This window comes from Chitinophaga filiformis (assembly GCF_023100805.1).
Taxonomy (GTDB): Bacteria; Bacteroidota; Bacteroidia; order Chitinophagales; family Chitinophagaceae; genus Chitinophaga; species Chitinophaga filiformis_B.
The window spans coordinates 4686245-4709832 of record NZ_CP095855.1; the positions used below are offsets into that span (position 1 = coordinate 4686245).

Annotated in this window: 23 protein-coding genes and 1 riboswitch; of the genes, 11 read left to right on the top strand and 12 right to left on the bottom strand. The window is 47.0% G+C overall.

What is annotated here, in order from left to right; all coding sequences use genetic code 11:
* Window positions 1–14 precede the first annotated feature (14 nt).
* Window positions 15–899 (top strand): helix-turn-helix domain-containing protein, encoded by an 885-nt coding sequence (locus MYF79_RS18340; RefSeq protein WP_247809098.1) that lies wholly within the window; start codon window positions 15–17, stop codon window positions 897–899.
* Window positions 900–976: 77 nt separating this feature from the next.
* Window positions 977–1999, top strand: a complete 1023-nt coding sequence (locus MYF79_RS18345) for an oxidoreductase (protein ID WP_247809099.1) — start codon at window positions 977–979, stop codon at window positions 1997–1999.
* A 97-nt stretch (window positions 2000–2096) separates the two neighbouring features.
* Here the strand turns inward: MYF79_RS18345 and MYF79_RS18350 are convergent, their stop codons facing one another.
* The 3 genes from MYF79_RS18350 to MYF79_RS18360 form a co-directional block, all read right to left on the bottom strand.
* The gene (locus MYF79_RS18350) at window positions 2097–2381 is read right to left on the bottom strand and encodes a hypothetical protein (protein ID WP_247809100.1); all 285 of its coding nucleotides are present in this window, start codon (window positions 2379–2381) and stop codon (window positions 2097–2099) included.
* Complete coding sequence (locus MYF79_RS18355; RefSeq protein ID WP_247809101.1) at window positions 2362–3279, bottom strand: hypothetical protein; 918 nt, start codon at window positions 3277–3279, stop codon at window positions 2362–2364. The genes MYF79_RS18350 and MYF79_RS18355 overlap by 20 nt, the downstream gene beginning before the upstream one ends.
* 349 nt (window positions 3280–3628) lie before the next feature.
* Window positions 3629–3808, bottom strand: a complete 180-nt coding sequence (locus MYF79_RS18360; protein WP_247809102.1) for a hypothetical protein — start codon at window positions 3806–3808, stop codon at window positions 3629–3631.
* Window positions 3809–3889: 81 nt separating this feature from the next.
* Here MYF79_RS18360 and MYF79_RS18365 point away from each other — a divergent pair, with 81 nt between their 5' ends.
* Window positions 3890–4660 carry an acyl-CoA desaturase gene (locus MYF79_RS18365; RefSeq protein WP_247809103.1) on the top strand — a complete coding sequence of 257 codons (771 nt, stop codon included), beginning with the start codon at window positions 3890–3892 and terminating at the stop codon, window positions 4658–4660.
* 87 nt (window positions 4661–4747) lie between these two features.
* Here the strand turns inward: MYF79_RS18365 and MYF79_RS18370 are convergent, their stop codons facing one another.
* Genes MYF79_RS18370 through MYF79_RS18385 form a run of 4 tightly spaced genes read right to left on the bottom strand, consistent with a single transcriptional unit; the run spans window position 4748 to window position 8319 of the window.
* On the bottom strand, window positions 4748–5338 hold the full coding sequence (locus tag MYF79_RS18370; protein ID WP_247809104.1) for an HAD family hydrolase: 591 nt from the start codon (window positions 5336–5338) through the stop codon (window positions 4748–4750).
* The gene (locus MYF79_RS18375; RefSeq protein ID WP_247809105.1) at window positions 5335–6066 is read right to left on the bottom strand and encodes an SDR family oxidoreductase; all 732 of its coding nucleotides are present in this window, start codon (window positions 6064–6066) and stop codon (window positions 5335–5337) included. Before MYF79_RS18375 ends, MYF79_RS18370 begins: the two co-directional genes overlap by 4 nt.
* Before the next feature lie 34 nt (window positions 6067–6100).
* Window positions 6101–7432: an FAD-binding oxidoreductase gene (locus tag MYF79_RS18380; protein WP_247809106.1), complete on the bottom strand. Its 1332-nt coding sequence runs from the start codon at window positions 7430–7432 to the stop codon at window positions 6101–6103.
* Window positions 7432–8319: a decaprenyl-phosphate phosphoribosyltransferase gene (locus MYF79_RS18385; RefSeq protein WP_247809107.1), complete on the bottom strand. Its 888-nt coding sequence runs from the start codon at window positions 8317–8319 to the stop codon at window positions 7432–7434. The genes MYF79_RS18380 and MYF79_RS18385 overlap by 1 nt, the downstream gene beginning before the upstream one ends.
* 150 nt (window positions 8320–8469) lie before the next feature.
* Here MYF79_RS18385 and MYF79_RS18390 point away from each other — a divergent pair, with 150 nt between their 5' ends.
* The 5 genes from MYF79_RS18390 (at window position 8470) to MYF79_RS18410 (ending at window position 14311) form a co-directional block, all read left to right on the top strand.
* Window positions 8470–10167 (top strand): hypothetical protein, encoded by a 1698-nt coding sequence (locus MYF79_RS18390; RefSeq protein ID WP_247809108.1) that lies wholly within the window; start codon window positions 8470–8472, stop codon window positions 10165–10167.
* Between the two features lie 54 nt (window positions 10168–10221).
* Entirely contained in the window at window positions 10222–11136 is a 915-nt protein-coding gene (locus tag MYF79_RS18395) for an EamA family transporter (protein ID WP_247809109.1), read from the top strand.
* Window positions 11137–11395: 259 nt separating this feature from the next.
* Window positions 11396–12652: a putative DNA modification/repair radical SAM protein gene (locus MYF79_RS18400; protein WP_247809110.1), complete on the top strand. Its 1257-nt coding sequence runs from the start codon at window positions 11396–11398 to the stop codon at window positions 12650–12652.
* Window positions 12653–12765: 113 nt separating this feature from the next.
* Window positions 12766–13533 (top strand): TIGR03915 family putative DNA repair protein, encoded by a 768-nt coding sequence (locus MYF79_RS18405; RefSeq protein ID WP_247809111.1) that lies wholly within the window; start codon window positions 12766–12768, stop codon window positions 13531–13533.
* Between the two features lie 148 nt (window positions 13534–13681).
* Complete coding sequence (locus MYF79_RS18410; RefSeq protein ID WP_247809112.1) at window positions 13682–14311, top strand: class I SAM-dependent methyltransferase; 630 nt, start codon at window positions 13682–13684, stop codon at window positions 14309–14311.
* A 30-nt stretch (window positions 14312–14341) separates the two neighbouring features.
* On the opposite strand, the gene nfi is transcribed toward MYF79_RS18410, so the two are convergent.
* From nfi to MYF79_RS18425, 3 genes are all read right to left on the bottom strand, one after another.
* On the bottom strand, window positions 14342–15034 hold the full coding sequence (gene nfi / locus MYF79_RS18415; RefSeq protein ID WP_247809113.1) for a deoxyribonuclease V: 693 nt from the start codon (window positions 15032–15034) through the stop codon (window positions 14342–14344).
* A gap of 99 nt (window positions 15035–15133) precedes the next feature.
* Window positions 15134–15230, top strand: a riboswitch (TPP riboswitch).
* Window positions 15231–15397: 167 nt separating this feature from the next.
* Complete coding sequence (locus MYF79_RS18420) at window positions 15398–16609, bottom strand: DUF763 domain-containing protein (protein WP_247809114.1); 1212 nt, start codon at window positions 16607–16609, stop codon at window positions 15398–15400.
* A gap of 15 nt (window positions 16610–16624) precedes the next feature.
* The gene (locus MYF79_RS18425; RefSeq protein WP_247809115.1) at window positions 16625–17296 is read right to left on the bottom strand and encodes an MgtC/SapB family protein; all 672 of its coding nucleotides are present in this window, start codon (window positions 17294–17296) and stop codon (window positions 16625–16627) included.
* Window positions 17297–17397: 101 nt separating this feature from the next.
* Here MYF79_RS18425 and MYF79_RS18430 point away from each other — a divergent pair, with 101 nt between their 5' ends.
* The 3 genes from MYF79_RS18430 to MYF79_RS18440 all read left to right on the top strand — a co-directional run bounded on the left by MYF79_RS18430 (window position 17398) and on the right by MYF79_RS18440 (window position 20167).
* The gene (locus tag MYF79_RS18430; RefSeq protein ID WP_247809116.1) at window positions 17398–17649 is read left to right on the top strand and encodes a hypothetical protein; all 252 of its coding nucleotides are present in this window, start codon (window positions 17398–17400) and stop codon (window positions 17647–17649) included.
* Window positions 17650–17753: 104 nt separating this feature from the next.
* The gene (locus MYF79_RS18435) at window positions 17754–18005 is read left to right on the top strand and encodes a hypothetical protein (protein ID WP_247809117.1); all 252 of its coding nucleotides are present in this window, start codon (window positions 17754–17756) and stop codon (window positions 18003–18005) included.
* Between the two features lie 377 nt (window positions 18006–18382).
* Window positions 18383–20167: an ABC transporter ATP-binding protein gene (locus MYF79_RS18440; RefSeq protein ID WP_247809118.1), complete on the top strand. Its 1785-nt coding sequence runs from the start codon at window positions 18383–18385 to the stop codon at window positions 20165–20167.
* 314 nt (window positions 20168–20481) lie between these two features.
* Here MYF79_RS18440 and MYF79_RS18445 read toward each other — a convergent pair whose 3' ends face one another.
* Window positions 20482–20958 (bottom strand): acyl-CoA thioesterase, encoded by a 477-nt coding sequence (locus tag MYF79_RS18445; RefSeq protein ID WP_247809119.1) that lies wholly within the window; start codon window positions 20956–20958, stop codon window positions 20482–20484.
* A gap of 25 nt (window positions 20959–20983) precedes the next feature.
* Window positions 20984–23461, bottom strand: coding sequence for an outer membrane beta-barrel family protein (locus MYF79_RS18450; protein ID WP_247809120.1), 2478 nt, complete (start codon window positions 23459–23461; stop codon window positions 20984–20986).
* Window positions 23462–23588 lie beyond the last annotated feature (127 nt).

The following is a 23588-nucleotide window of genomic DNA, read 5'->3' on the forward strand; positions in this document are numbered from 1 at the left end:
AAAAAAACAAGGTCATGGCGGAGGTAGTTCAATTGTGGGATGCCCATTCAGTTGATCCGGCTAACAAGGGGTACACGGGCCCATATTTTAATGTTTATAAGGTAGAGGAACGTATGCAACCAGGCGTTTCGGCATACAGTCGCCGTGACTACTATAAGATCATGTTATTTCGCGGTGCTGCGATCTTACATTTTGGGGATCAGAGCATTACAATTGGTAACGATACCCTGCTGGTCCTCAATTCAAGGGTTCCCTATACGTTCGATCTCCTGCGCGAGGATGTTTCGGGATATTCCTGTGTATTCAAAGATGAATTCTTCAGGGAAGGCCTGCGGCTGAAGCTGGATGAGATCCCGCTTTTTATGCCAGATGCCCGTCCGGCCTTTCCGCTTGAAGGAGAGGCATTAAAAGAAGTGATCGATCTGTATGAGAAAATGCTGAGAGAGCTTAATAGTGATTATGTCTACAAATATGAGCTGATACGCAGTTACATCAGTGAGTTGGTTTACTATGCCATGAAGCTGGCGCCTTCGAGGAGTCTCCTGAAAGAATCCAATGCCACTGCACGTGTTACGACAGCATTTTTAGACCTGTTGGAGCGACAGTTCCCCATCGAAGCATTTGCCGGTCCTATCTTGCTCCGTACGCCCAAAGACTTTGCAGAGAAGCTCTCTATTCATGTCAACTACCTCAACCGGGCAATAAAGACAGAAACCGGCAAAACTACTACAGACCACATTTTTGACCGGCTGATGGCAGAGGCGAAGGCCATGCTGAAACATACCAATCTGAACATCGCGGAGATCAGTTATGCACTGGGCTTTGAAGACCAGGCGCATTTCAACAACTTTTTCAAAAAGCGGGTAAAGCTCTCGCCCTCGGCATTTCGTCAGGTTTGATTTTTACAAATATTGGTTTGAAGCGCACAAAGTTCCCATAGGCGGCTCATCTACCTTTGAGTCAGAAAATTTGATCTATGGAAAAGAACAAAATAGTGACTTTACAGGAACCAATTGATTCAGGCTTTGATGGGGCATCTACCGCCGCAGAAGTAATTAAGGGTATTGATCTATCCGGCAAAGTGGCGATTGTAACCGGAGGTTATGCTGGTATTGGCTTAGAAACAACAAGAGTGCTGAGTCATGCAGGAGCTACTGTGATCGTTCCGGCCCGTGACACAGAGAAGGCCACCAGGGCATTGACGGGAATAGCGCGGGTTGAGATAAGTCCACTTGACCTGATGGACCCACTAGCTGTTGATGCTTTTGCTGATAAGTTCCTGGCGAGCGAAAGACCTTTGCATATTTTGATCAATAATGCCGGGACCATGGCCAATCCATTTACGCTCGACAAGCGCGGATACGAGTCACAGTTTGCCACGAACCACTTGGGACATTTTCAGCTGACGGTACGGCTCTGGCCTGCTTTGCGTCGCGCCAACGGCGCCAGGGTAGTGGCCTTGTCCTCCTGGGGACATCGTTATTCGCCGGTGGTGTTTGAAGATCTGCACTTTCAGCAGCGGGCGTATGATCGCTGGCTGGCTTACGGGCAGTCAAAGACAGCGAATGTCCTCTTTGCAGTGGAGCTCGACCGGCGCGGCCGGGAAGAAGGCATCCGTGCATTTGCCGTACATCCGGGAAGTATTGCAGATACTGACCTGAAACGATATATGTCGCAGGAGGAACTTCAAAAGGCTGGGGTCTTTGATCAGGACGGCAAACTGATACTTGATCCCTCAAGACAGATAAAGACCATTGAACAGGGAGCGGCCACCAGCGTCTGGTGCGCTGTAAGTCCACAGCTGGAAGGCATGGGAGGCGTGTATTGTGAAAATTGTGATATTTCGCCCGTGACCACGGAAGATAAAACCAGGGGAGGGAATGATGTAAGTAAGCGGGCGCCAGCTAAGGCATTTGGTGTATTTCCCTATGCGATTGACCCTGCTGCCGCTGCACGACTGTGGGAGCTCAGTGAGGAGCTGACAGGAGTGCGATTGTGAAATTATTCATTAAAGATGCCATTCGGGAAGATCTTGCTTACCTGAATGGCATTAATTATTGACCCAACACCCGTGTGATCTTATGATATTAAATAGTTTACTTAGTTAAAAAGGTTCCTATTGCTTGTAATATTGGATAGAAAAAGCGACTACTTTTAGTCGGATAATTTTGAACGATTTGAGCCTGGAGTTCTCTTAATTCTTCAAGATCTCTTTGATCAAAGAGATGCAAGTTGAGCGTTGGTTGTTGGGCGACATCTCCCCTTTTTTTCCTCTTCTTCGCTATATTTTTGTTAATAATTCGCTGTAGTACCAAGACGTTCTCATTTCTGGAAACTTGTTGAAAACCAATTTTTTGTTGTTCAAGCGGCAGTGCCTTCATTTTGCGTTTGTTTAACAGCTTTTAAATAATTCCTCGTTACTATTAAATCATAAAGACGATCTGTAGCACACTCAATTATTGCCACATCATATTTCTCGTCAAATTTACCTTTACATTGACAATCTATGCATAGAAAGCCCAATACATCGTATTTGGACTTATCTGTAAAATATGCCGGAATCAATGGATAAACAATTTCACTTTCATAAGGCAATATCCCCGTAGTGTATGCATCGCGACTAGTATTCTCGTAATCTTTACTTGCATTGATATCGTTGTTGATGTAGATAAATTTTCTGCGGTTGCCGGTGAGTACCCCATTAAGTATTTTTTGAAACGGCGTATTTCCAATGATGGTATGATTTATTTTATTATAAACTTCCGTATCTCGGATCCTGGCGTGTTCAGAATCCCTACAGAGATTTTGTACAGAAGCATTCGCCGATACGTTTCCTGTAATCGGTACTTTAATAGACACCGAACATTTACTTTTTGTTTTTTTATTAAAAAAATGTTGGAGTCCATTACAAATTTCCACCATAACAGCTACAAATTCAGTATCACTGAAATCCTTAGCTCTCTGTAAAGCATTGACCTTTGCAAAAGCATCTTTTAGTGCAATAATAGCGTCTCCATATATTGAATCTCTATTAATAAAATGTAGGTGCTTAATTACCTCGCGTGCTAAAAAGATAGAAAAACGGATGATAAACAACAAAAATAAAAAAGCTCCACCGTATAACGAAGATTTTAGTACATCTAGGCCAAAGAAGTTCTTTACCAATAGGAGTACGCCGACTAAAGAGCCGATTCCTCCCAGGAACCATTTCCAGATCTTTCCTTTGATGGACTGTGTTATAGCTGTAGTAAAAATAGATACACTAGTTTTAGATGCCATTTTATTAAATTAACACGATTCAATATATATATCTAATTAACAAAAAGTTATATAAATAGCTTATTAGACAAGGGAAGTAAGCAAAATGTGACTTCGATCATCTAATTATTACTCTTACAAACTGTCATATAAACTCAAGTTATAAGAATCAGTTGCAGTTAAGCTTGGTACATAACCTATTAATGAAAGCTTTTTTAAAATTTTCTTCTATAGAGTGCACTAACCCAATAGGCCGATGTGCTTTTTCTCCGGCAGAGCTGGATAGTCGTTTTAATGATAAGGTAACTCGAAAATGGCCGCTTCGCCACGGCAAGGGACCATTCAGACCGACCGTGCTAGGGTGAAGAAACTAGCCTGCAGTAACTTCCTGGTAACAGAACCGTTCGTCTTGTTTGCGAAGGATCAGACCAACTTCAATATCATTTTCGGCGTCAATATTGCATTGAAAACGCGCCTTCAAAACAATTTTAACATTTCCTAAACACGCCCCTGTGGCGACCTCACTACTCATATAAGCGGTATCTATCATTGATACGTAATTATTTATAGGGGTTCCCGCCCATTTTAAGCTACCTTTGACAACTTATTAATTTATGTTTAAAGAGAGAAAATGACTGCGATTTTAATATTCTTTTTTTCCCACTGGTTCTTATCCTTGTTCTTTCACACCTTTTTCCTGCACAGATATGCATCCCACCAGATGTATACTACCAGTAAAGGTTGGGAAAGGGTATTTTACTTCTGTACCTGGTTCTTCCAGGGAACATCTTACTTAGTTCCGCGTGCCTATGGCGCTATGCACCGTATGCACCACGAATACAGCGATACTGAGCATGACCCGCATTCTCCGCACTTCTTTAAAGATGTATGGAGCATGATGTGGCAGACCCGTAAACTGTACAATGATATTTACACCGGTGCAAAAGTACTGGACGAGAAATTTACGACCAATCCTCCGCTGCCGGTATGGAATGCGATGGACCGCTTCGGTGACCATACTATTACCCGTCTGGCATGGGCAGGCATTTATATAGCTTTCTATGTTGCCTTCGCTCCAGCCTGGTACTGGTTCCTTTTATTACCTGTCCACTTCCTGATCGGGCCTGTACAAGGCGCTGTGGTGAACTGGTGTGGTCATAAATATGGTTACAAGAGCTTTGACAACGGCGATAAATCAAAAAATACTTCCCCTTGGGGTATTTTGCTGCTGGGAGAACTGTTCCAGAACAATCACCACAAGTATAAAGACAGTCCAAACTTCGCCAAGAAATGGTTTGAGCTGGACCCGACTTATCCGGTAATGAAATTCTTCAATGCTATTGGTATCATTAAACTGAAGACCGCCAAGGTAAAAGTAGTGAAACTTAAAGCGGCAGCTTAAAAGTAGAAGTAGTAAGTAGAAATAGATAGATGCATTTCAGGCCATCAATTACCGTTTAAACGACCGTGATTGATGGCCTGAGTGTTTTCAGAACTTCCTGAAGAAACCAAAAGTGGCTAATTGCAGCATGGGCCTGTCGCCGTCCGTATCGCCATAGGCATAGATATCGCCGAACACAGGCAGGTCATATTGCTGCCGGATGCGGCGTACTTTTTCCTCGCCGTTACAGTTCACGCCCTGAATGCGGCCGGTGACCCTGGCATTCCTGATCTCCAGCCGGGTACCGATACACTCAATACCTATGCAATCGCACCAGGGCTTCACCCATTCCTGTGCGGAAGCCGTCACCACTACCACCCGGTGGCCTTTGGACAGATGCTGATTAATCTCCTGCAAGGCATTCTCCCTTATCATACCGGGCAACCTGTCGCGGCAGAAGGCGGCGCATTTATCGCGGAACTCATCTACCGGGGTGTTACGAAAAAAGTGTTGCAGCACCAGGTCCTTACCTTTCTGTTTGGAGATCAATCCCAGCTTCATCATCACCAAAGCTGGCGACAATAAAGCCAGACCGGTATATAATGCAGTTTCACCTTTCTGGAAACGGATGATCTCGAACAGGGTATCTCTCCTGGTGATGGTACCGTCAAAATCGAAGAAAGCAATTGCTGGCTTCATAATTTGAGTTTTTTGAAGATACCCTCTGGTATTAATTTGATAATGAGCATAATATATCGCCAGAACCACTTCGTATAAATCACATTTTTCTTTGCAGTCACTGCCCGATAAACATCCTTTGCAACATCCTGTGGCTGGGCGGTCAGGAGGGGCGGTAGCTTCAGGTTCTCCGTCATGCGGGTATATACGAACCCGGGCTGAACGCTCAGTACATGCACACCTTTATGGAAAAGACGGTTCCGGAGCCCGCTGAGATAGGCTGTAAAGCCGGCCTTGGCGCTGCCATACAGATAGTTACTCTGACGGCCACGTTCTCCGGCCACGGAGCTGATGCCCACGATGGCGCCATTGCCACGCGCCGCATATTCATCGGCTACAATATTCAGGATAGAAACTGCACCGGTATAGTTGGTATGGAGGATGCGGGCGGCCTCATTCCAGTCGGACTGCCCTTTTTCCTGCGACCCCAGATATCCGAACACGGCAATAGTGATATCCGGCGCCTGGGGCAATGAAACATAAAAAGCAGCGTGGCTCTTAAAATCAGTTGCATCAAAGGCATGGGAGCTTGCACTTACCTGGTAACGGATGCGGAGATCCTGTCCCAGGGCGGAGATAGCGGCCAGATTACGGGCCGCCAGTTGGATATTATATTTGTTCCTGGCAAACTCACGGGCTATGGCAACAGCCATGTCTGACCCGGCTCCCAGAATAAGAACAGTAGGCATATATTGATTATCGGTATTTTAAGGTAGCAAAAGTCTATTCTGTCAGCAGTAAGCGGTCTGATTGTACAGAACGGAACAGCTTAGCACCGTTGTATGTTTTGATGATATCGGCAAATTTTTGCGCATTGGGGTAACTCTGCCAGAAAACCTCCTGTTTCATACGGGCGTCTTTCGACAGGTAGAGGCGGCCTCCGTATTGCAATACGATCTCGTCCAGCTTGTCCAGGAATTCGAAGAGACCTTTACGAACCGGGAAGTCAAGCGCCAGTGTATACCCTTCCATAGGAAATGATATCAGGCTGTCCTGCCTGCCAAAAACTTTCAGTACGGCCAGGAAAGAGCCCAAGCCTGCATCACTGATCCGCTGCAGGATGGCGATCAGTCCTTCTTTTTTCTCGAGAGGAAGTACAAACTGGTACTGCACGAAGCCTGCCTTACCATAGCCACGGTTCCAGTGCAGAATGGCGTCCAGGGGGTAAAAGAATGGCTCGTAGGGAATGACATTATTGATCTCCCGTTTGGTATTCTTCAGATAATACAGCCAGTTAAACGCCTTGACTGTCAGTGTATTCAGTGCAAAAGAAGGAAGATTGAAGGGCAGCGACAGTTTACGTTTGGCCGGTAGTTGCAGGGGGGCTTTGCGCTGTTGTTCATTCAACTCTTCCGGGCGGGCATGTTCACCCACTATAAGTATGCCACGGCCGAAGCTATCGCCTTTCTGCAGACAATCGATCCAGGCCATGGAATAGGTATAATCCTTATATTCTTCAAAAAGGCGGATCAGGTCTTCCAGGTTGCGGGCCTTGATCTGTTTCTGACGGATGTATGCCGTATCGATCTTCTTCAGCCCGAACTTTACCCGTGTAATGATGCCCGTAAGCCCCATGCCACCGCAGGTTGCCCAGAAAAGGTCGGAGTGATCTGCAGGAGAGCAGGTAATAGTCTCCTTATTGCCCGTAATGACGTCCATATCGATAATATGCCCAGAAAACGAGCCGTCTACGTGATGGTTCTTACCATGTACATCGGAGGCTACGGCGCCGCCCACAGTAATAAACTTCGTACCGGGAGTAACCGGCAGGAACCATCCCTGGGGAACGATAATATCGAGGATCTGATCGAGTGTGATACCGGATTGACATTCGAAGATGCCCTTCGTCGTATCAAAAGCGAGCACTTTGTCGTATTTAAGGGTAGAAACACTGTGTTGGGCCAGTGAAGCATCGCCGTAACAGCGCCCGTTTCCGCGGGCAATTACAGAAGAATGTGTGGATATAAAATCCTGCACCTGCTCTTCCTGCGAAAATGACGATTCGTCGCAGGAGATAACGGGGTAGTTCCCCCAGTTTGCTAACCGTTTTTCCATTACTCAAAAAAACTTTTGTTAGTGGGTAAATAAATTATCACATAAAAACTCAGCACCCACAGGAGTATGGTTAATTGAATGAAACGGTCTTTGTATAGGATTTTGGTGGGAGAACCTGTATTATTCTCCACATATGTTATTTGCAAATATCGTAATAATCCACCAATTACAAAAAGACATGTATAATAAAGGCGGTAAGTACCAAAGCGCGACATCGTTTCGGGGGCCATTGTGTACATCAGGTACGCCACAATGATGACCGCAGACACGAGGGCCAGCATCACGTTCATAAAGTCCATGTTATAGCCTTTAACAGCCTTGCGCATATCCTGACCGGACTGCGTCTTGATCAGCACATCGTCGCGCCGTTTCGCGATTGCCATGAACAGTGCCAGCAGGAACACCATGATCATCAGCCATTCGGATACGGCTATATTAGCGGCTACACCGCCTGCCTTTACCCTCAATACAAAGCCTGTTGACAGGATGAGAATATCGAGGATGGAAATGTTCTTCAATCCGAAGGAGTATAATAAATTGATAATGAAATAAATGCCTGCAACAAATGCGAATTTTGGTCTGACGTACCATGCCAGCAAGCCACCAATGGCCAGGCATAATACAAAGAAGACCAGGGCAGCCGGTTTTGAAACAGCACCGGAAGCGATGGGGCGTTTACGTTTTACCGGGTGTATCCTGTCGGCTTCTACATCTCTATAATCATTGATGATGTAAATGCTGCTGGCAATGAGGCTAAATGCAATAAATCCGATAAGTAATTCCACTACCTTTTGCAGGTTGAATATCTCACCCGCGAAGAAAAGGGGAATGTATAAAAAAAGGTTTTTTGCCCAATGGGAGGGTCTTAACAGTTTTAAATATTGCACGGGGATTGAACTTAATGTTGCCGCCAAGATACGACTGATTACCGAACAACAACACCATAAAATGCTATTTTCGCGTAAATTCTACTATTTTTGAGCCCGTTCATGTTACTTTATACTCGTTTTCATCAATTTATTATCCCCGTTTAGTTTATGCCGTCAACTCATGCTCCGTTCAGCCGTAAAGGTGCCTTTATTGCAGAATTGCTGATCATCATTGGTTTTGCCCTGGTACCTTTGTTTGTGACATTTCCCTACAGGGTAAATATTTTCCTTTCCTGGGAAGGCGCTTACCGGCTATCGCAAGGCCAGGTTCCTTACAGGGATTTTGGCTTACCACTGGGTTATGGCTTCTGGCTGATGCCTGCATTGTTCTTTAAGTTGTTCGGTCCCCAGCTGATATCGCTCGTGAAAGCCCAGGTTTTCATGAACATACTGGCAGGGCTGGCTTTCCGGTCCATCCTTAAAAGCCTCCAGGTACAAACGCCTATCCGGGTGATCTCTGTACTGTTGTTCGTACTCTCGTATTCGTTCTTCAACTTCTGGCCCTGGTATAACCAGACAGTGATCGTGTATGAACTGATCGGGCTGGCCTTCCTTTTCCGTTATCTGATGGGGCCACAGGGCAAGCTGCGCTTTTTATTCCTCTTCCTGTCTGCCTTTTTCACTTTCCTGTCTTTCTTTACTAAGCAGGATGGCGGCGGACTGGCATTGCTGCTTTCGCTCGCCTTATTGGCATATAACACTTTACAGGGCAAGAAGTGGCTGGACTTCGTTGCCTACCTGGCCTTTTATGGCATTGTAGCGGCGGCAGTCATCGTTCCTTTGCTGCCTTACGGTTTCGGCTACTGGTTCAATCACGGGCAGGCCCCGCACAACTCGCGCTTATCTGTATATGATATCCTGTCAGAGATCATGGGCTTCTCTCAATGGATCAAGTTGTACCTCTTACTGGTGATGCTATGCCTGGTACCTGCCTTCCGCCAATGGCGCAGCTTCTGGAATGACAGACCGGCTGTGCTGTTCACCCTGCTGACCCTGGGGATATTAGCAGAAGCGGCCATTTTCCAGGTGACCAGCTACACACCTCCGGATAACAATATTTTCTTTCACAGCTTCGCTTTCGCTTTCATAGCCAGCCGTTTACAGGAGCAGTTGAAACTGGACCTGAGCCGCTGGCCGGCTTTCGGCGCTGCAACATTGCTGGTATTGCTCTGGTGGTCCGGTTCATTCTGGAAATACCTGGACAGGGTCGTATCGCGCCTCGTTCCACCTGAGCGGGTGGTAGCCGGTAAGAGTGGTGTGCCGGCGGGCGATAGTTCCTCTTATGCGATCTACAATCCGCAGATCAGTCCTACGGGAGAGAATGTCGTGTCCCGTAATAATTTCATGATCAATGCCGATACGACGGATGTTCCCACAGACCAATGGATCTTCTCCGACCTCTGGGCTTTTCATAAGATCTATATGCCGCCTTCCACTGTACATGGTATGACCCGCTTGCAGCAACTACCTGTTGTAAAAGAAAAGAAGGTCACCATTAAGTTGTTGAATATGACCGAGTTAACGCCGCTGGCACAGGCATTGCCTTACCAGCTGGAAACAGGGAGCGATTATCCCCTGTGGTACCATTTGGGCGTGGGCATGTTCAACAGACAGCTGGATGCGTTTGTTAAAAAGGTACAGGATCACTATTATGATGTGGTTTTGTATGAATATGCACCGAGAAACAATAACTTTTTCCCCTTTGCATTGAGATATCAGCTGCAGCATCACTACCGGAAGGTAGACGAATTCCTTGCACCGCGTCGTCCCACCAATGCGATCATCGAGGTGTATGTGAAGGAGTAAGGGGTTAATATACAATGCTTTGCGGTTATTTACTTAATTTTTATTTAATTGCCTGTGACAACTGAAACTGCGTCTTCTAAACCGGATAACACAAAGCTCTGGGGATTCCTTTTTGCCGTATATATCATCTGGGGCTCTACTTACCTGGGGATGAAGATCGCCACGGAAATAGTACCTCCTTTTCTGCTCTCGGCATTTCGTTTTCTCGTGGCGGGAACATTAATGGCATTCATCAGCAGAAGCAGCGAAAAACAACTGCCTTCCCGGAAGCAGGTCTTGTCTGCCGCCTTTGTAGGCCTGATGCTGATCGGCATCGGCAATTCCAGTACAGCATTGGCGGTACACTATATGCCTTCAGGCCTGGTGGCTCTTATCGTGGCCGCGATACCAGTATGGTTTATCGGCTTTGACTGGGCGTTCTTCAGCAAGCAACGGCCTACGGTAATGACAGTGACGGGTATTGTTGTAGGATTAGCCGGTTTGTTCCTCTTATTCAACCCCTTTGCTGCGGCCACTGCCCGTAGTTACCCCTTATGGCCCATTGCTATACTGGCCGGAGGATGCGCCTGCTGGGCATTGGGATCGTTGTCAGTTTCCAAGCTCACCATGCCTGCGCCCATGCAATCTGCCGCCATCCAGATGCTGACCGGTGCTTTATTCTGCTTTTTCATAAGCGCCGAAGCTGAACCGGGCGCCTGGGATACCCTGCAACATCTTTCCACCCGTACATTGTGCGCCTACGCATACCTGGTACTGATCGGTTCCTTGGTGGGGTTCACCTCCTACAGCTGGCTGACCCGCAATGCGCCACCGCGGCTGCTGTCAACCTATGCCTATGTGAACCCTGTTGTAGCGCTTTTCCTGGGTTGGGCCATTGGCCACGAAAGCCTGTCGTCCCAGGCATTGATTGCCTGTATGATCGTCATTGGCGGGGTTGTGTTGATGACATTGGGGAAAAAGAAGGCGTGATGTAAGGGGCTGTGCCTGTTCACGCGAAGTAGCTCGGGTAAAATGCGACGGGAATGCGTCCCATTTACAATATCCTCAACTAAAAACAGCTTTACATTACCGCTATAAACAGTGGTGGCACAATCACTTAGCAACGGGAAACCACTTACAGTTAAGTTCGTCGGAAAGGCCGCGGTTGCTGTACTGATGTTTAAATAAGCGTCTAACAAAATTAGCAATTACTAAAAATATTAGTAATTTAGGGCCAGAGTTGATGCTTATGGAAAGGATAGAGGAGAAACTGGCGATACTGGCAGATGCGGCGAAATATGATGTTTCGTGTGCGTCCAGTGGTAGCGACAGAAAGAACGATACCAAAGGTTTGGGCAATGCGGCTCCCGGAATGGGGATCTGTCATTCATATACCCCGGATGGCCGTTGCGTGTCGCTGTTGAAGATATTACTGACGAACGTCTGTATTTATGATTGCGCCTATTGTGTGTCCCGGAAAAGTAACGATGTTAAAAGAGCGGCCTTTACGGTACAGGAAGTAGTGGACCTCACGATCAATTTCTATCGCCGGAACTATATTGAGGGTTTATTTCTCAGCTCCGGCATATTCAAAGACCCTGATTACACCATGGAACGCCTGGTGAGGGTGGCAAAGAAACTGCGGACAGAAAATAACTTTAACGGTTATATTCACCTGAAAGCTATTCCCGGCGCGAGTGATGAGCTGATCAGAGAGGCGGGCCTGTACGCCGATCGTTTAAGCGTCAATCTCGAACTGCCCACAGAAGCCGGATTGAAGCTACTGGCGCCGGAGAAAACCCGGCCGGCCATGATCCGGCCAATCCGTTTCCTGCAACATGAGGTTATACGGCTGGAAGATGAAAGGAAGGTACTAAAGAAAGTACCCACATTCATACCCGCGGGACAAAGCACACAGGTGATTGTGGGCGCTGCGGGAGAAACGGATATGGAGATCGTGCATATGGCATCTCACTTTTACCGGCAATTCCAGCTGAAGCGGGTATATTATTCTGGTTATGTGCCCATCAGCAATGACACCAGGTTGCCCGGCATTCATAGCCAGGTACCGTTGCTGCGGGAAAACAGGCTTTACCAGGCAGATTACCTGATACGGCTTTACGGGTTTCAGGCCCATGAGCTATTGAATGAAGGGCATCCAAATCTTGATACTGATATTGACCCCAAACTGTCCTGGGCATTGCGGCACCTGGACTGTTTCCCGATAGATATCAATAAAGCTGATAAAATGCTGATAGCCAGAGTACCAGGCATCGGGCTTGAAAGCGCGCGGAAGATCTGTGCCGCCCGCATACACGGTGCACTGGGATGGGATCAGTTAAAACAGATGGGCGTACAGATCAACAGAGCGAAGTATTTTATAACCTGTAAATCCCGGTCCCTGGAACGGAAGGAGCTGGCCCCGGAGCAGCTCCGGCAACTATTGCTGACACAGTCGCACAGTAAGTGGTTAAAAGCACATACAGCGCAACTAAGTTTATTCTGATATTAATATACCATATCGATATTCTATGATTATCCTCAATTACTATCGTCTGCCGGACTACCACCTGTGCTGTGGATAGGTAGTCCGCGGGCGGTAGGTTAAATGTTACTAAAATGACTACGTGGTTGTATGATGGAAGTTTTGATGGCTTCCTGTCTGCCGTATTTGACCTGTACTGGCAGAAGAGGACAGATGTCATGATCAGGAAGGAACAGGACCACGTGCGTGGCTTGTTTGAGAATGTAATATTCACGCCCACCGTGGTGGCCAATGCCGACAGGGTATGGGCTGGATTAAGCAGGAAATTACCAGCGGAAAACCTGCAACAGCTGTTTTGCTGTTATCTTTCAGAACTGCCTGGAGAAGAGGACAATATGGTGGGATTCATCCGACATGTTTTTGCGAATAAAGAGGATGTGACAAGTGACTTTGGCAATAAATACGTCCTGCATGTATCGCGGCTGGCAGCTAAAGTGTTACGGGAAAAGCACAGGATGGAAGCCTTTGTCCGTTTCCAGCTGACAAGGGACAATATCTTTTATTCTCTGGTATCGCCGGAATATAATGTGCTACCCCTGATAGCCCGGCATTTTAAGGACCGCTATGCAGATCAGTATTGGCTGATCTACGATGAGCGCCGCCGCTTCGGTATCTACTATAACCTGCAGCACGTTGAGACGATCCGGTTACACTTCAACGGAGACTATGATCCCTATTATCATAGTAGCAGCAATGTCTGGGCGCCGGAAGAAGAATTGTACCAGCGCCTCTGGCAGACCTATTATAAAGAAGTGAACATTCCCGGAAGGAAAAATCCCCGCTTGCAATTGCAACATATGCCGAAACGGTATTGGAAGTACCTGACGGAAATGCACCAGTGAAATAGGAGGAGGCCACGAAGGCTTCAATCCCCGCTTGCAATTATAATATATGCCGAAACGGTATCGGAAATACCTGACGGAAATACGCCAGCTTTTTACATCTTACCTGGCAAATAATGTAACTTTGTTGCATTTTAAATGCAATGCTATGGATAACAAAACCGGGGAACCGGAATTCTGGGAATCCGCCTTTACAGAAAAACAGGAGATGTGGGGCTTTGCACCTGCACAATCAGCCATATTGACAAAGGATCTCTTTGTTGAAAAGGGCCTGAAAAACATACTGATTCCCGGTATTGGCTATGGACGGAACGCACAGATCTTCAGAGACAATGGCATGGTCGTGACGGGGATTGAGATCTCAAAGACTGCCATTGAAATGGCAGAAAAGCACTACGGCAGGGATATGATCATCTACCATGGCTCGGTAACCGATATGCCATTTGACAACCATCGCTATGACGGGATATTCTGCTATGCTTTAATTCACCTGTTGGACAGCCAGGAGAGGGAGAAGCTGATCCGCGACTGTTACAACCAGTTGTCAGACAATGGGTATATGGTTTTCGCGGTTATTTCAAAAACGGCACCGACCTATGGTACAGGCAAGTTTATCAGTAAGGACCGGTTTGAGATGTTCGGCGGCGTTAAAATGTTCTTCTATGACAGCGAATCGATCCACGCCGAGTTCGGCCAGGCGGGCTTGTTCGAGATCATTGAAGTAAGGGAGAACTATCCTTTCTTTCTGGTGAAATGCAGAAAGGGAAAGGGGCAATAAGAGCGCTCCAAGGGAACCATTTGTCATATCTCACATGAGAGTAAATCCTTCAGGGACTTCTCCCAGGCGGAACCGGTTCACAATATTATGTGCCAGTCTGGTGGGTTCAGGTATGCGGTAACGCCCTACACACTGTGATATAATTTCCACAGTACCGGGTACATCCATGCGATAACCGGGAGAAACAAAAACAGGTTTAACGGCGTTCTTCGTCCGCAGGGCGGCACCCACCACTTCGTTCTTAAAGACAAGCGGGGTATTACTTCCTTTCTCAGAAGGTGGTTCTTCATACTTTCCGCAGAGCACTTTCTTAGCACAACCTACCGTGGGCGTGTTTGCCACTACACCAAAATGTGCGGCTATACCCATGCGGCGGGGATGCGCAATACCATGACCATCAACAACAAGCAGGTCGGGCCGCTGCTGAAGATTTTCCCAGGCTGCCAGCAGCGCCGGCACCTCACGGAAAGCCAGATAACCCGGTACATAGGGGAAAAGTACCTCCTTTTTTACCAGCGAATAACCTATCGGGATCAGTTGGGGGAATTGCAACAGGATAATACCTGCATAGACTGTAGTGCTGAATTTATTAAAGGAGATATCGGCGCCTGCAATGATATTCACCGGGAAATCTCTGGCCTGGATAATCGTCTCATTCCTCATCTCATTTTGTATCTGTGTTGCTGCTGTAACAGTCAGTGTATCATAATTTAATGTAGCCATATCGAACAATTAAATGCCTCACAGGATTTCAAAATTTAATCCAGAAAAAGGGCAACTCTGGCATGAAGTTCGCGCTATTTTTACCAGAACAATTACTCTATTCTAACACAGGGGCGACTACAAATTGTAGTCTGAGATGAAACCCTGATCATTTGAACTGGGTAATACCAGTGTAGAAAATAGGACAGAGAAATTATCAAGAGTCCCGGCTATTAAGCCGGGATTTCTTTTTAATCCTTAGCGGTAAATGAATGCAGATGAAATAGTCATGTGATAGATACTGATTAAACAAGACATTGCCTTGAAACAATGGAAGGACAAAAATCTGCAGGCAGCCGCTGACAGCATTGCTAGCATTGCTCATCAGAACAAGCTTAGCTGTGAACCACCTTTCTTTTTATCCGGCGGCAGGGCCTTGCCCATTACAGTGCGGCCGCCGTATCGCCAGGAGTTGTCCCTTTCCTCCCGGATGAGTTCCTCAAGCCGGGCATTGGGAATAAAATCCTTTTCGACCTGTTGCGATAATACCGACAATTTGCGGATAGCCTCCTGTTTATCAGATTGCCCGATCTTCGCTTTGTTCACAGCATCCTTCAGCACACTGATGGTTTCGTCGTATACATTTACCGGAACAGGGAAAGGATGACCATCTTTTCCGCCGTGGGCAAAAGAAAAACGGGCGGGATCGGTGAAACGGGAGGGAGTGCCGTGGATCACCTCACTGACAAGGGTTAGGGATTGCAGGGTACGTGGCCCGACACCTTCCAGCAGCAGCAGCGATTCAAAATCATGTAACTGACGTTCATGCGCCACGGCCAGCACGCTTCCCAGTCGTTTAAGATCGACATCCTTCGCTCTCACATCGTGGTGGGAGGGCATGACCAGGTTACGGATCTCCGGCAGGAGATGGGCTGGCTTTTCCTTAATCAGCTGCAGCATACCCGATTTAGTAGCGGCAGCGTCTTTATCTGTCAGGTTGAGGATCAGGCCCTGGTTATGACCATATATAAAAGTATGCGGTGTTTCGGTGAACTGTTTAAAAGCGGTGGAATGCCAGTGATAACGGCGGGCCATCCCGCTGGCATCATTCATACCCTGCTGCACAACAGCCCATTCTCCTTCATTAGATACTATGAAAGAGTGCAGGTATAATTGAAAGCCGTCCTGCACAGCTGTATTATCTACTTTGGCAGCCAGTTTACTACAACGCACCAGCTCCTGTCCCGGAAGCCCTGTACGTTCTGCGATAGCCAGCAATTCGGCAGGCGTCTCTTTCGAATGCCGCCCTTTTCCTCCACAGATATAAATACCCAGCTCCTGTGCCCTGGGGTTCAATGCTTTCTTCAAAGCACCCATTACGCTGGTAGTGATGCCTGAAGAATGCCAGTCCATACCAAGTACACAGCCCAATGCCTGAAACCAGCAGGGATCACTAAGGCGGCGCAGTACTTCACCCTTCCCGTAATCGGCTGCGATCGTTTCAACAATAGCACCTCCCAGCAGGCTCATTCTCTTTGCGAGCCAGGGTGGTACATGACCATAATGTAAGGGCAGATCGGCGTGGCCTCCTGACATAAGTATGTTCTCCTCCTAAAGTGGGTTTACCTGAACGGAAAAATGATGAATATTTTTATCTGCCAAAAGGAATGCGTTGACAGCCGCTATTTCCTGCGGTCTTCCGGCAACTTCGTATTTATCTTCTACAATAAACGCCTCATTCCTTGTATGCAGCAGTCGTTTATATTTTAAGTTGAAACGCCGGAACACATCGGCTATTTCTTCGGGACTGTATTGATCCATATGGTACCCGATAGTATAACTGCGTTTCTCCCTGATCTCTCCAATCTTACTTTCCACTACTTTAAAGCCTACCAACAGTAACAGTACTACGATAAGCGTAGCCGCTGCCAGCAGGTAATGGCTTACGCCGACCGCAATACCCAGGGCCGCAGCAATCCAGATAGTAGCAGCAGTGGTGATCCCGTCTATAGTGTAATCGCCTTTGAAGATTACACCTGCACCGATGAACCCTACTCCTGTAAGTATATTGGATGCCACACGGTCCGGGCTGGAAGGGTAGCCCAGCTCTACTGAGAGCATGGTAAATAATGTGCTGCCCAGGGAAATAAGCGCCAGCGTGCGCATACCGGCTGCTTTATGACGATATTCCCTTTCCAGGCCTAACACACCACCAATGATCAGGGCCACCAGGACCTTCAGCAACTGATGCTCTTCAATAACCTGAAATATAGACTGTTCCATATACGACGTTCAACTACAAATGTAAGCCTTGGCATAATTCTTTATACAATAAGCAGAAATCATACTTCAATTTTATTTGTTTAACCTGGAAAATAGTTATCATGAAAAAGCAAAAGAAAGACCTCGGAAATGCTGCAATCAACGTACGCCTGGCGCTGTGCAAAATTGGTATTACGACATGTCTTGCCATTATCCTGAGCATCTTCCTGTTTGCCTGCGGCAGCTCAAGGGAAAGTGGTAATACGACAGATACCGCCAATCTTATTCAATCAGATACTACCAATAGGGTAGATACCACCAGCAGGGCTATGGACACATCTTCACAGCGTCCTGATTCTATGCCGATAAAATAACATTTATGGGTAATGGGCGTTTATCAGCCTCCACTATTTGTAGAAATAATTTCTAGGACACATATCTATTAATTCGTATTCGTTAAACTGGTAAAAATATTTTTATGAAAATGAATCAAAATAGTAGACTGTTCCTTGCAGGGCTCTTCTTTGCAGGGGGGATGTTCATAGCGTCGTGTGGCGGCGGTAATAACACAAATACTGACTCAACGTCAACCGGCGTTACCGATACAGCGGCGGTGGCCCCTGATACGGCTTCATCCGAGATTCCACCAGGCGCCATTAACCCGGGTGAAGATTCTTCCCGTTACGGAACCGGTACCGGCGATTCCAGCAGGAACAAGAACCCGCAATAGCAGTAGCATAGTTGTCATGTGATCAGTAGCAGAACAGCACTTGTTACTTCAACAGAACAAACGGCTCCGGCAGGAGTTTCACATTTATAGCAATCACTTAAAATTCTGGTTATCATCTGGTAAATGTTGCCGATCAGAAAATATATTCCCCCGTTTCGACGCAGATTGGCTATTTAAAGTCGATAACACATTAAAAGGCAATTGAATCTTATTCGTGATTGTTTATTCGTCAACAGAAAGGAGGGTGTGTGGCCTCCTTTCTTTATTTATTTAAGTAGGATAAAATATCTACCTTCCCTGTACGTCATAACCTATACGACTCAAGCGATGTAAGCAGGTTGAGCATGCCTCCATATTATTTGTAATTCTATCCGCTGATGCAAGACACACAACAAAAGAAGCCGTTACGTGTAGCGGCCCTAAAACGCACGTTCAGGCTATATAAATATGTCAAGCCTTACTGGCCGGCCTTTGGTCTGGGACTCTTCTTTCTTTTCGTATCCAGCCTGGCTAACCTTGCTTTTCCAAAACTATTGGGAGAGCTGGTGGATGCGGCCAACACACATAAGATCATCACAGATCCTCATGAAATAAATCGTATAGGACTGTTGCTGGCGGGTATCCTGGTAGCTCAGGGCATCTTCGGTTATCTGCGTATCATGCTGTTTGTCAATGTAACCGAACGCTCACTGGCATCTTTGCGTCAGCATATTTATAATCATCTCATCAAATTACCTATGCGCTTCTTCCTCAGCAGGCGGGTGGGTGAGCTGGGCAGCAGGATCTCTTCAGACATTTCCCTGCTGCAGGAAACTTTCACAACAACAGTGGCGGAATTCATCCGGCAGTTGATCATCATTATCGGCGGACTGGTACTGTTGCTGCACACGTCTGTACAACTGACATTGCTGATGCTGGCCTCTTTACCTGTTATAATGGTAATTGCCTATTTCTTCGGGCGCTTCGTAAGGCGCTATTCCAAGCTGGCGCAGCAACAGGTGGCAGAAGCCAATACGATCGTTGAGGAAACATTGCAGGGCATATTGAATGTCAAGGCTTTCGCTAATGAATTCTTTGAGATGACACGATACCGGACGAAGATCCGGGAAGTTGCCAGCACCGGGATGAAGACAGGCAAATTCCGTGGCGCATTTACCGCCAGTATGATATTAGGCGTGTTCGGAGCGATGATAGCTGTGATATGGAAAGGAGCCTTACTGATCGCTGCCGGGAAGATGGATCCGGGCATGCTGTTGTCATTCGTACTATATTCCAGTTTTATCGGCGGATCTGTAGCAGGGCTTGCCGAAGTATACGCCAGCATTCAGAAGAGCATCGGGGCAACGGAACACCTGCTGGAAATACTGGACGAGCCGGCAGAACCTATAGAAGAAACGACAGCGATAGCCGCAGGAGATCAGCTCAGCGGACAGATCTCGTTCGACAATGTTTCATTCCGTTATCCGACAAGAGAGGACCAGGAAGTATTAAAAGACATCTCCTTCGATATCGAACCAGATCAGCAGATAGCACTTGTAGGTCCCAGCGGAGCAGGAAAAAGCACGATCGTCTCGCTGTTGCTAAGGTTGTATAGTCCGTCGGAAGGTATGATCCGTTTTAACGGGAAAAACGCTGCCAGCTTTCCATTATCAGCCCTCCGCAGCCAGATGGCCATTGTACCACAGGATGTGTTCCTCTTTGGCGGCACCATCAGGGAGAATATTGCCTATGGTAAACCGGGAGCAGGTACTGCCGAAGTAGAAGCGGCGGCCAGGAAAGCGAATGCCTGGGAATTTATTGAGCGCTTCCCCGAGGGACTTGATACCATCGTCGGTGAGCGCGGAATACAGTTGTCCGGCGGTCAGCGTCAAAGGATCGCCATTGCCCGGGCCGTGCTGAAAGATCCCCGCATTCTCATCCTTGACGAGGCCACTTCTGCATTGGATTCCGAATCGGAAAGGCTGGTGCAGGACGCATTGGAGAAACTGATGGAAGGACGGACCTCTATTGTCATTGCACACAGGCTAAGCACTGTGCGTCAGGCAGATAAGATCATTGTGCTGGATAAAGGAAGGCTGGTAGAAGAGGGTACTCACCAGGAACTGATACTGGTGGAAGGAGGATTGTACAGGAACCTGAGCGAGATGCAATTTTCACATTAACGGTTTCATTCGTGAGGGTAGGTCGGCCTGTGGCGCGGCGTGTATGTTTCCGGGGGGCAACCCGGGGATGACGATGAAACGAATACGACATCGGTACGTGGATTCAAAACGCCGATCAAAAATTCCCGATATCCATATGCGCCTGTTTCCCGGGGTTGAAAAACCCCGCGCTACAAACACCAGGACTCCTAAAGGAGTCCATCGGCGTTTTGTTTCCCGGTTTGTCGTTGAAACCCCTACCGGATCATAACCTGCAGAAAAACAGAATGCAGGAGACATGATCCCCTGCATTCGTTTTTATTTATGCGCATATCCTACATATACGGTTTCATCTCTTCTTCAATACTCTGCCGCAGCGCCATCAATTTCTTTGCATAATTCTCCAGCTCAACCCCTTCAGGGCTTTCCGGCGTCCATTTAGGGACCGGAACAGTTTTGCCATGATCATCAACTGCGGCAAAGACCATTACACAGTGCGTGGTCTTTATTCTTTCCTTTTTCCTTGGATTACCTGCCTGCACATTGATGGCGATATGCATACTGGTGTTGCCGGTATAGATGACAGTAGCAGTGATCTCGACCATATCTCCAATAGAAATGGGTTTAAAGAAGCGGATACCACCCACATATATTGTTACGCAATACTGACCGCTCCAGTTAGCAGCACAGGCATATCCTGCCTGGTCGATCCATTTCATTACGGCCCCTCCATGTACTTTTCCTCCAAAATTGACATCCGAGGGCTCTGCGAGAAAGCGAAGCGTAATAGTATTGCCGGTTATATCGATCATAGGTAATAGATTTTGGAGAACTAAATTAATATTCTTCTTTAGTTTCCTGCTGATCTTCTTTTTTACTATTCTTACGCTTGAATAGCTGTGTATCCATTTTACCAAAACGGTAAGCAACATTTATCCGCAGCTCGCGGGTAGCACGCTTACGGTACCTTTCCTGCTCAGAGTAAGCAGTAGTGGTGTATGTCAGGTTCCGGTCAGTATTGAAGATGTCGTTCAATGCAAGCGATACTACCAGGTTCTTTTTCTTCAGGAACTCTTTACGAACAGCGATATCGGCGGAGTACTGTGCCGCTCTTTCTCCCTGCGGCTGGATCTGTTTTGATTCGTAGTTACCCGTGATCTGGAGGGTAGCATTCCAGGGCAATTTTGTGTTACTGTTGATCTTACCGAACCAGATAAAACCCTGATTGCTAAGATTGTTCTGCAGGTTGTTGGCATTGATCTTTGTTTGCGCCAGGTTCAGGTTCGTGGTGATATCCCAGCCCTTGAGGATCTGGTTACGAACGGTGAATTCCGCGCCGTAAGCATTCCTGGTATCTGCATTCACCGGGTAAGACAATACGACTTTCTGCGACACACCATTGATGGTAAGGGTAGTATCTGTATAGTAATCGGTGATGGCCCTTTCTGTATTCCGGAAATATAAGGATACCAATACATTATGTTTCCTGTTGAAGTCTTTCAGGTAACTGAGCTCGAAAGAGTTGGTAAACTCAGGGCGCAGGGCGGGGTTACCGCGATTGGCACTCTGGCCGGTGTATTCCAGGTTTGGCAGCAGGTCGCGGAACCATGGACGGCGCACACGGCGGCTATAGTTCAGTTGCAGTTCGTGATCTCCCTTGAATTTCTGGGAAAGGAACAGGCTGGGAAACAGGCTGATAGGGTAATCTATTTTATAACTGTTTTTGTTGAGGCTTCTCATTTCACCATCGTAGAACGATTGCTCTGCACGCAGACCGCCCTGATAACCGAAGTTACCGGCTGTTCCGGAGTAGCTCAGGTAAGCGGCATTGATCGTTTCAGAGTAGTGGTAATCGTTAGAAAGGGAAGAATCTAACACGAAATCGCCTGTAGAGAAATCTTTTCCTTTGGTATTCAGCAGGTTATTGAACCTGCGGGTGGTGGTACGCAAACCGGCTTCTATCTTGGAAGTTTCTGTCAGCGGATTTACATAGTCGATCTGACCAGTGATATAAGTTGTATTACCATTACCACGGCCATAACGCTGTTGCGGAAGGTTGGGAGAATCAATAGGCTGATGTCCCGGGTTGTAATACTGTAACGCATAATCGGAGTTATCTTTTGACGTGGCGTAGTTGTAGTTGAAATCGGCGGTCAGCTCATGTCCCTGCTTTGCAAAAGTGTGCTTATAACCTACCTGGGTGCTGTAGTTACGGAAGTTATGGTTCTCATTATCAATACCGGTACCATAACGTACCTGTTGCTGCGCTTCATCAAGGTCGTACAGTCTCAGTCCGCTGTTGTCTTTGAAGTCGCCCGCCATAATACCCTGCGAGATGCTGAAGGTATTGCGGTTATCCATAAACCAGTCAAACCCAACACGGCCAAACTGAAAACGGCGTCCATTTTCACCATCGTTATACTGATCGAGATAGGTAGTCGTGTCTGCGCTCAGATTCTTACGGAAGAGGTGTGAGCGGGCTTTACCCTGGCGGCTTCTCAGGTTATAGCTGAGGGAGACGTTAAACTTTTCCCTGCGGATGTTAAGATCAGCACCGGCATTTCCTCCACCCAGCGTGGAAAGACCACCGCTCACCTGGCCGTTGATACCGGCCTTGCGGTTCTTTTTCAGCACAATGTTGAGGATGCCGCTAACGCCTTCTGCATCATATTTTGCGGAAGGGTTGGTCACCACTTCCACGGTGGCAATAGCATCTGCCGGGATCTGGTCCAGGGTCAGTGTAGTAGGGCGGCCATCCACAAAGATGGTGGGAGAGCCGTTACGTACGGTGACGTTCCCGTCTATATCCACATTTACAGAAGGCACCTGTTTAAGCACGTCGGTAGCGGTACCGCCAACACTGGCCAGACTTTTATCGACATTGAACACCCGTTTGTCAATCGCCATCTGGAAAGTAGGTTTATCGCCCACCACTTCCACACCAGCCAGTGATCTCACATTGGGGCTCAATTTGATATTACCGATATCTATATTATTATTTTTTCCTGTAAGTGAAACAGTTTTATAAACGGTTTCGTAACCAATGAAATTTACTTTCATAATATACTTACCAAAGGGTATTTCAGGGAAGTTGAAATCGCCGTTAGGTTTTGATAACATACCTGTTGCCACACTGGAATCGGCTGCACGGAGCAGGGCAACGGAAGCGTATTCTACGGGAGCGTTAGTTTTTGCATCGACAAGTTTTCCGTATAGGGCGCCATTATCGGCGGGCTTATGTGCCGGTTGCTGCGCATAAATAACTGACAGGGAGGAGAGTATCATTCCCAAACATAAAACGACAATTTTCTGCATGATCCAAAGTACTTTTCTGATATTAAGCCTGTAACTGCAGTAAAATTAGTCTGATTTAAAAAAAGATTGATCCATTAATGGATGAATGGCGGTAAGGGTTCCGTATCTTTACGTTCGACTGTTACAT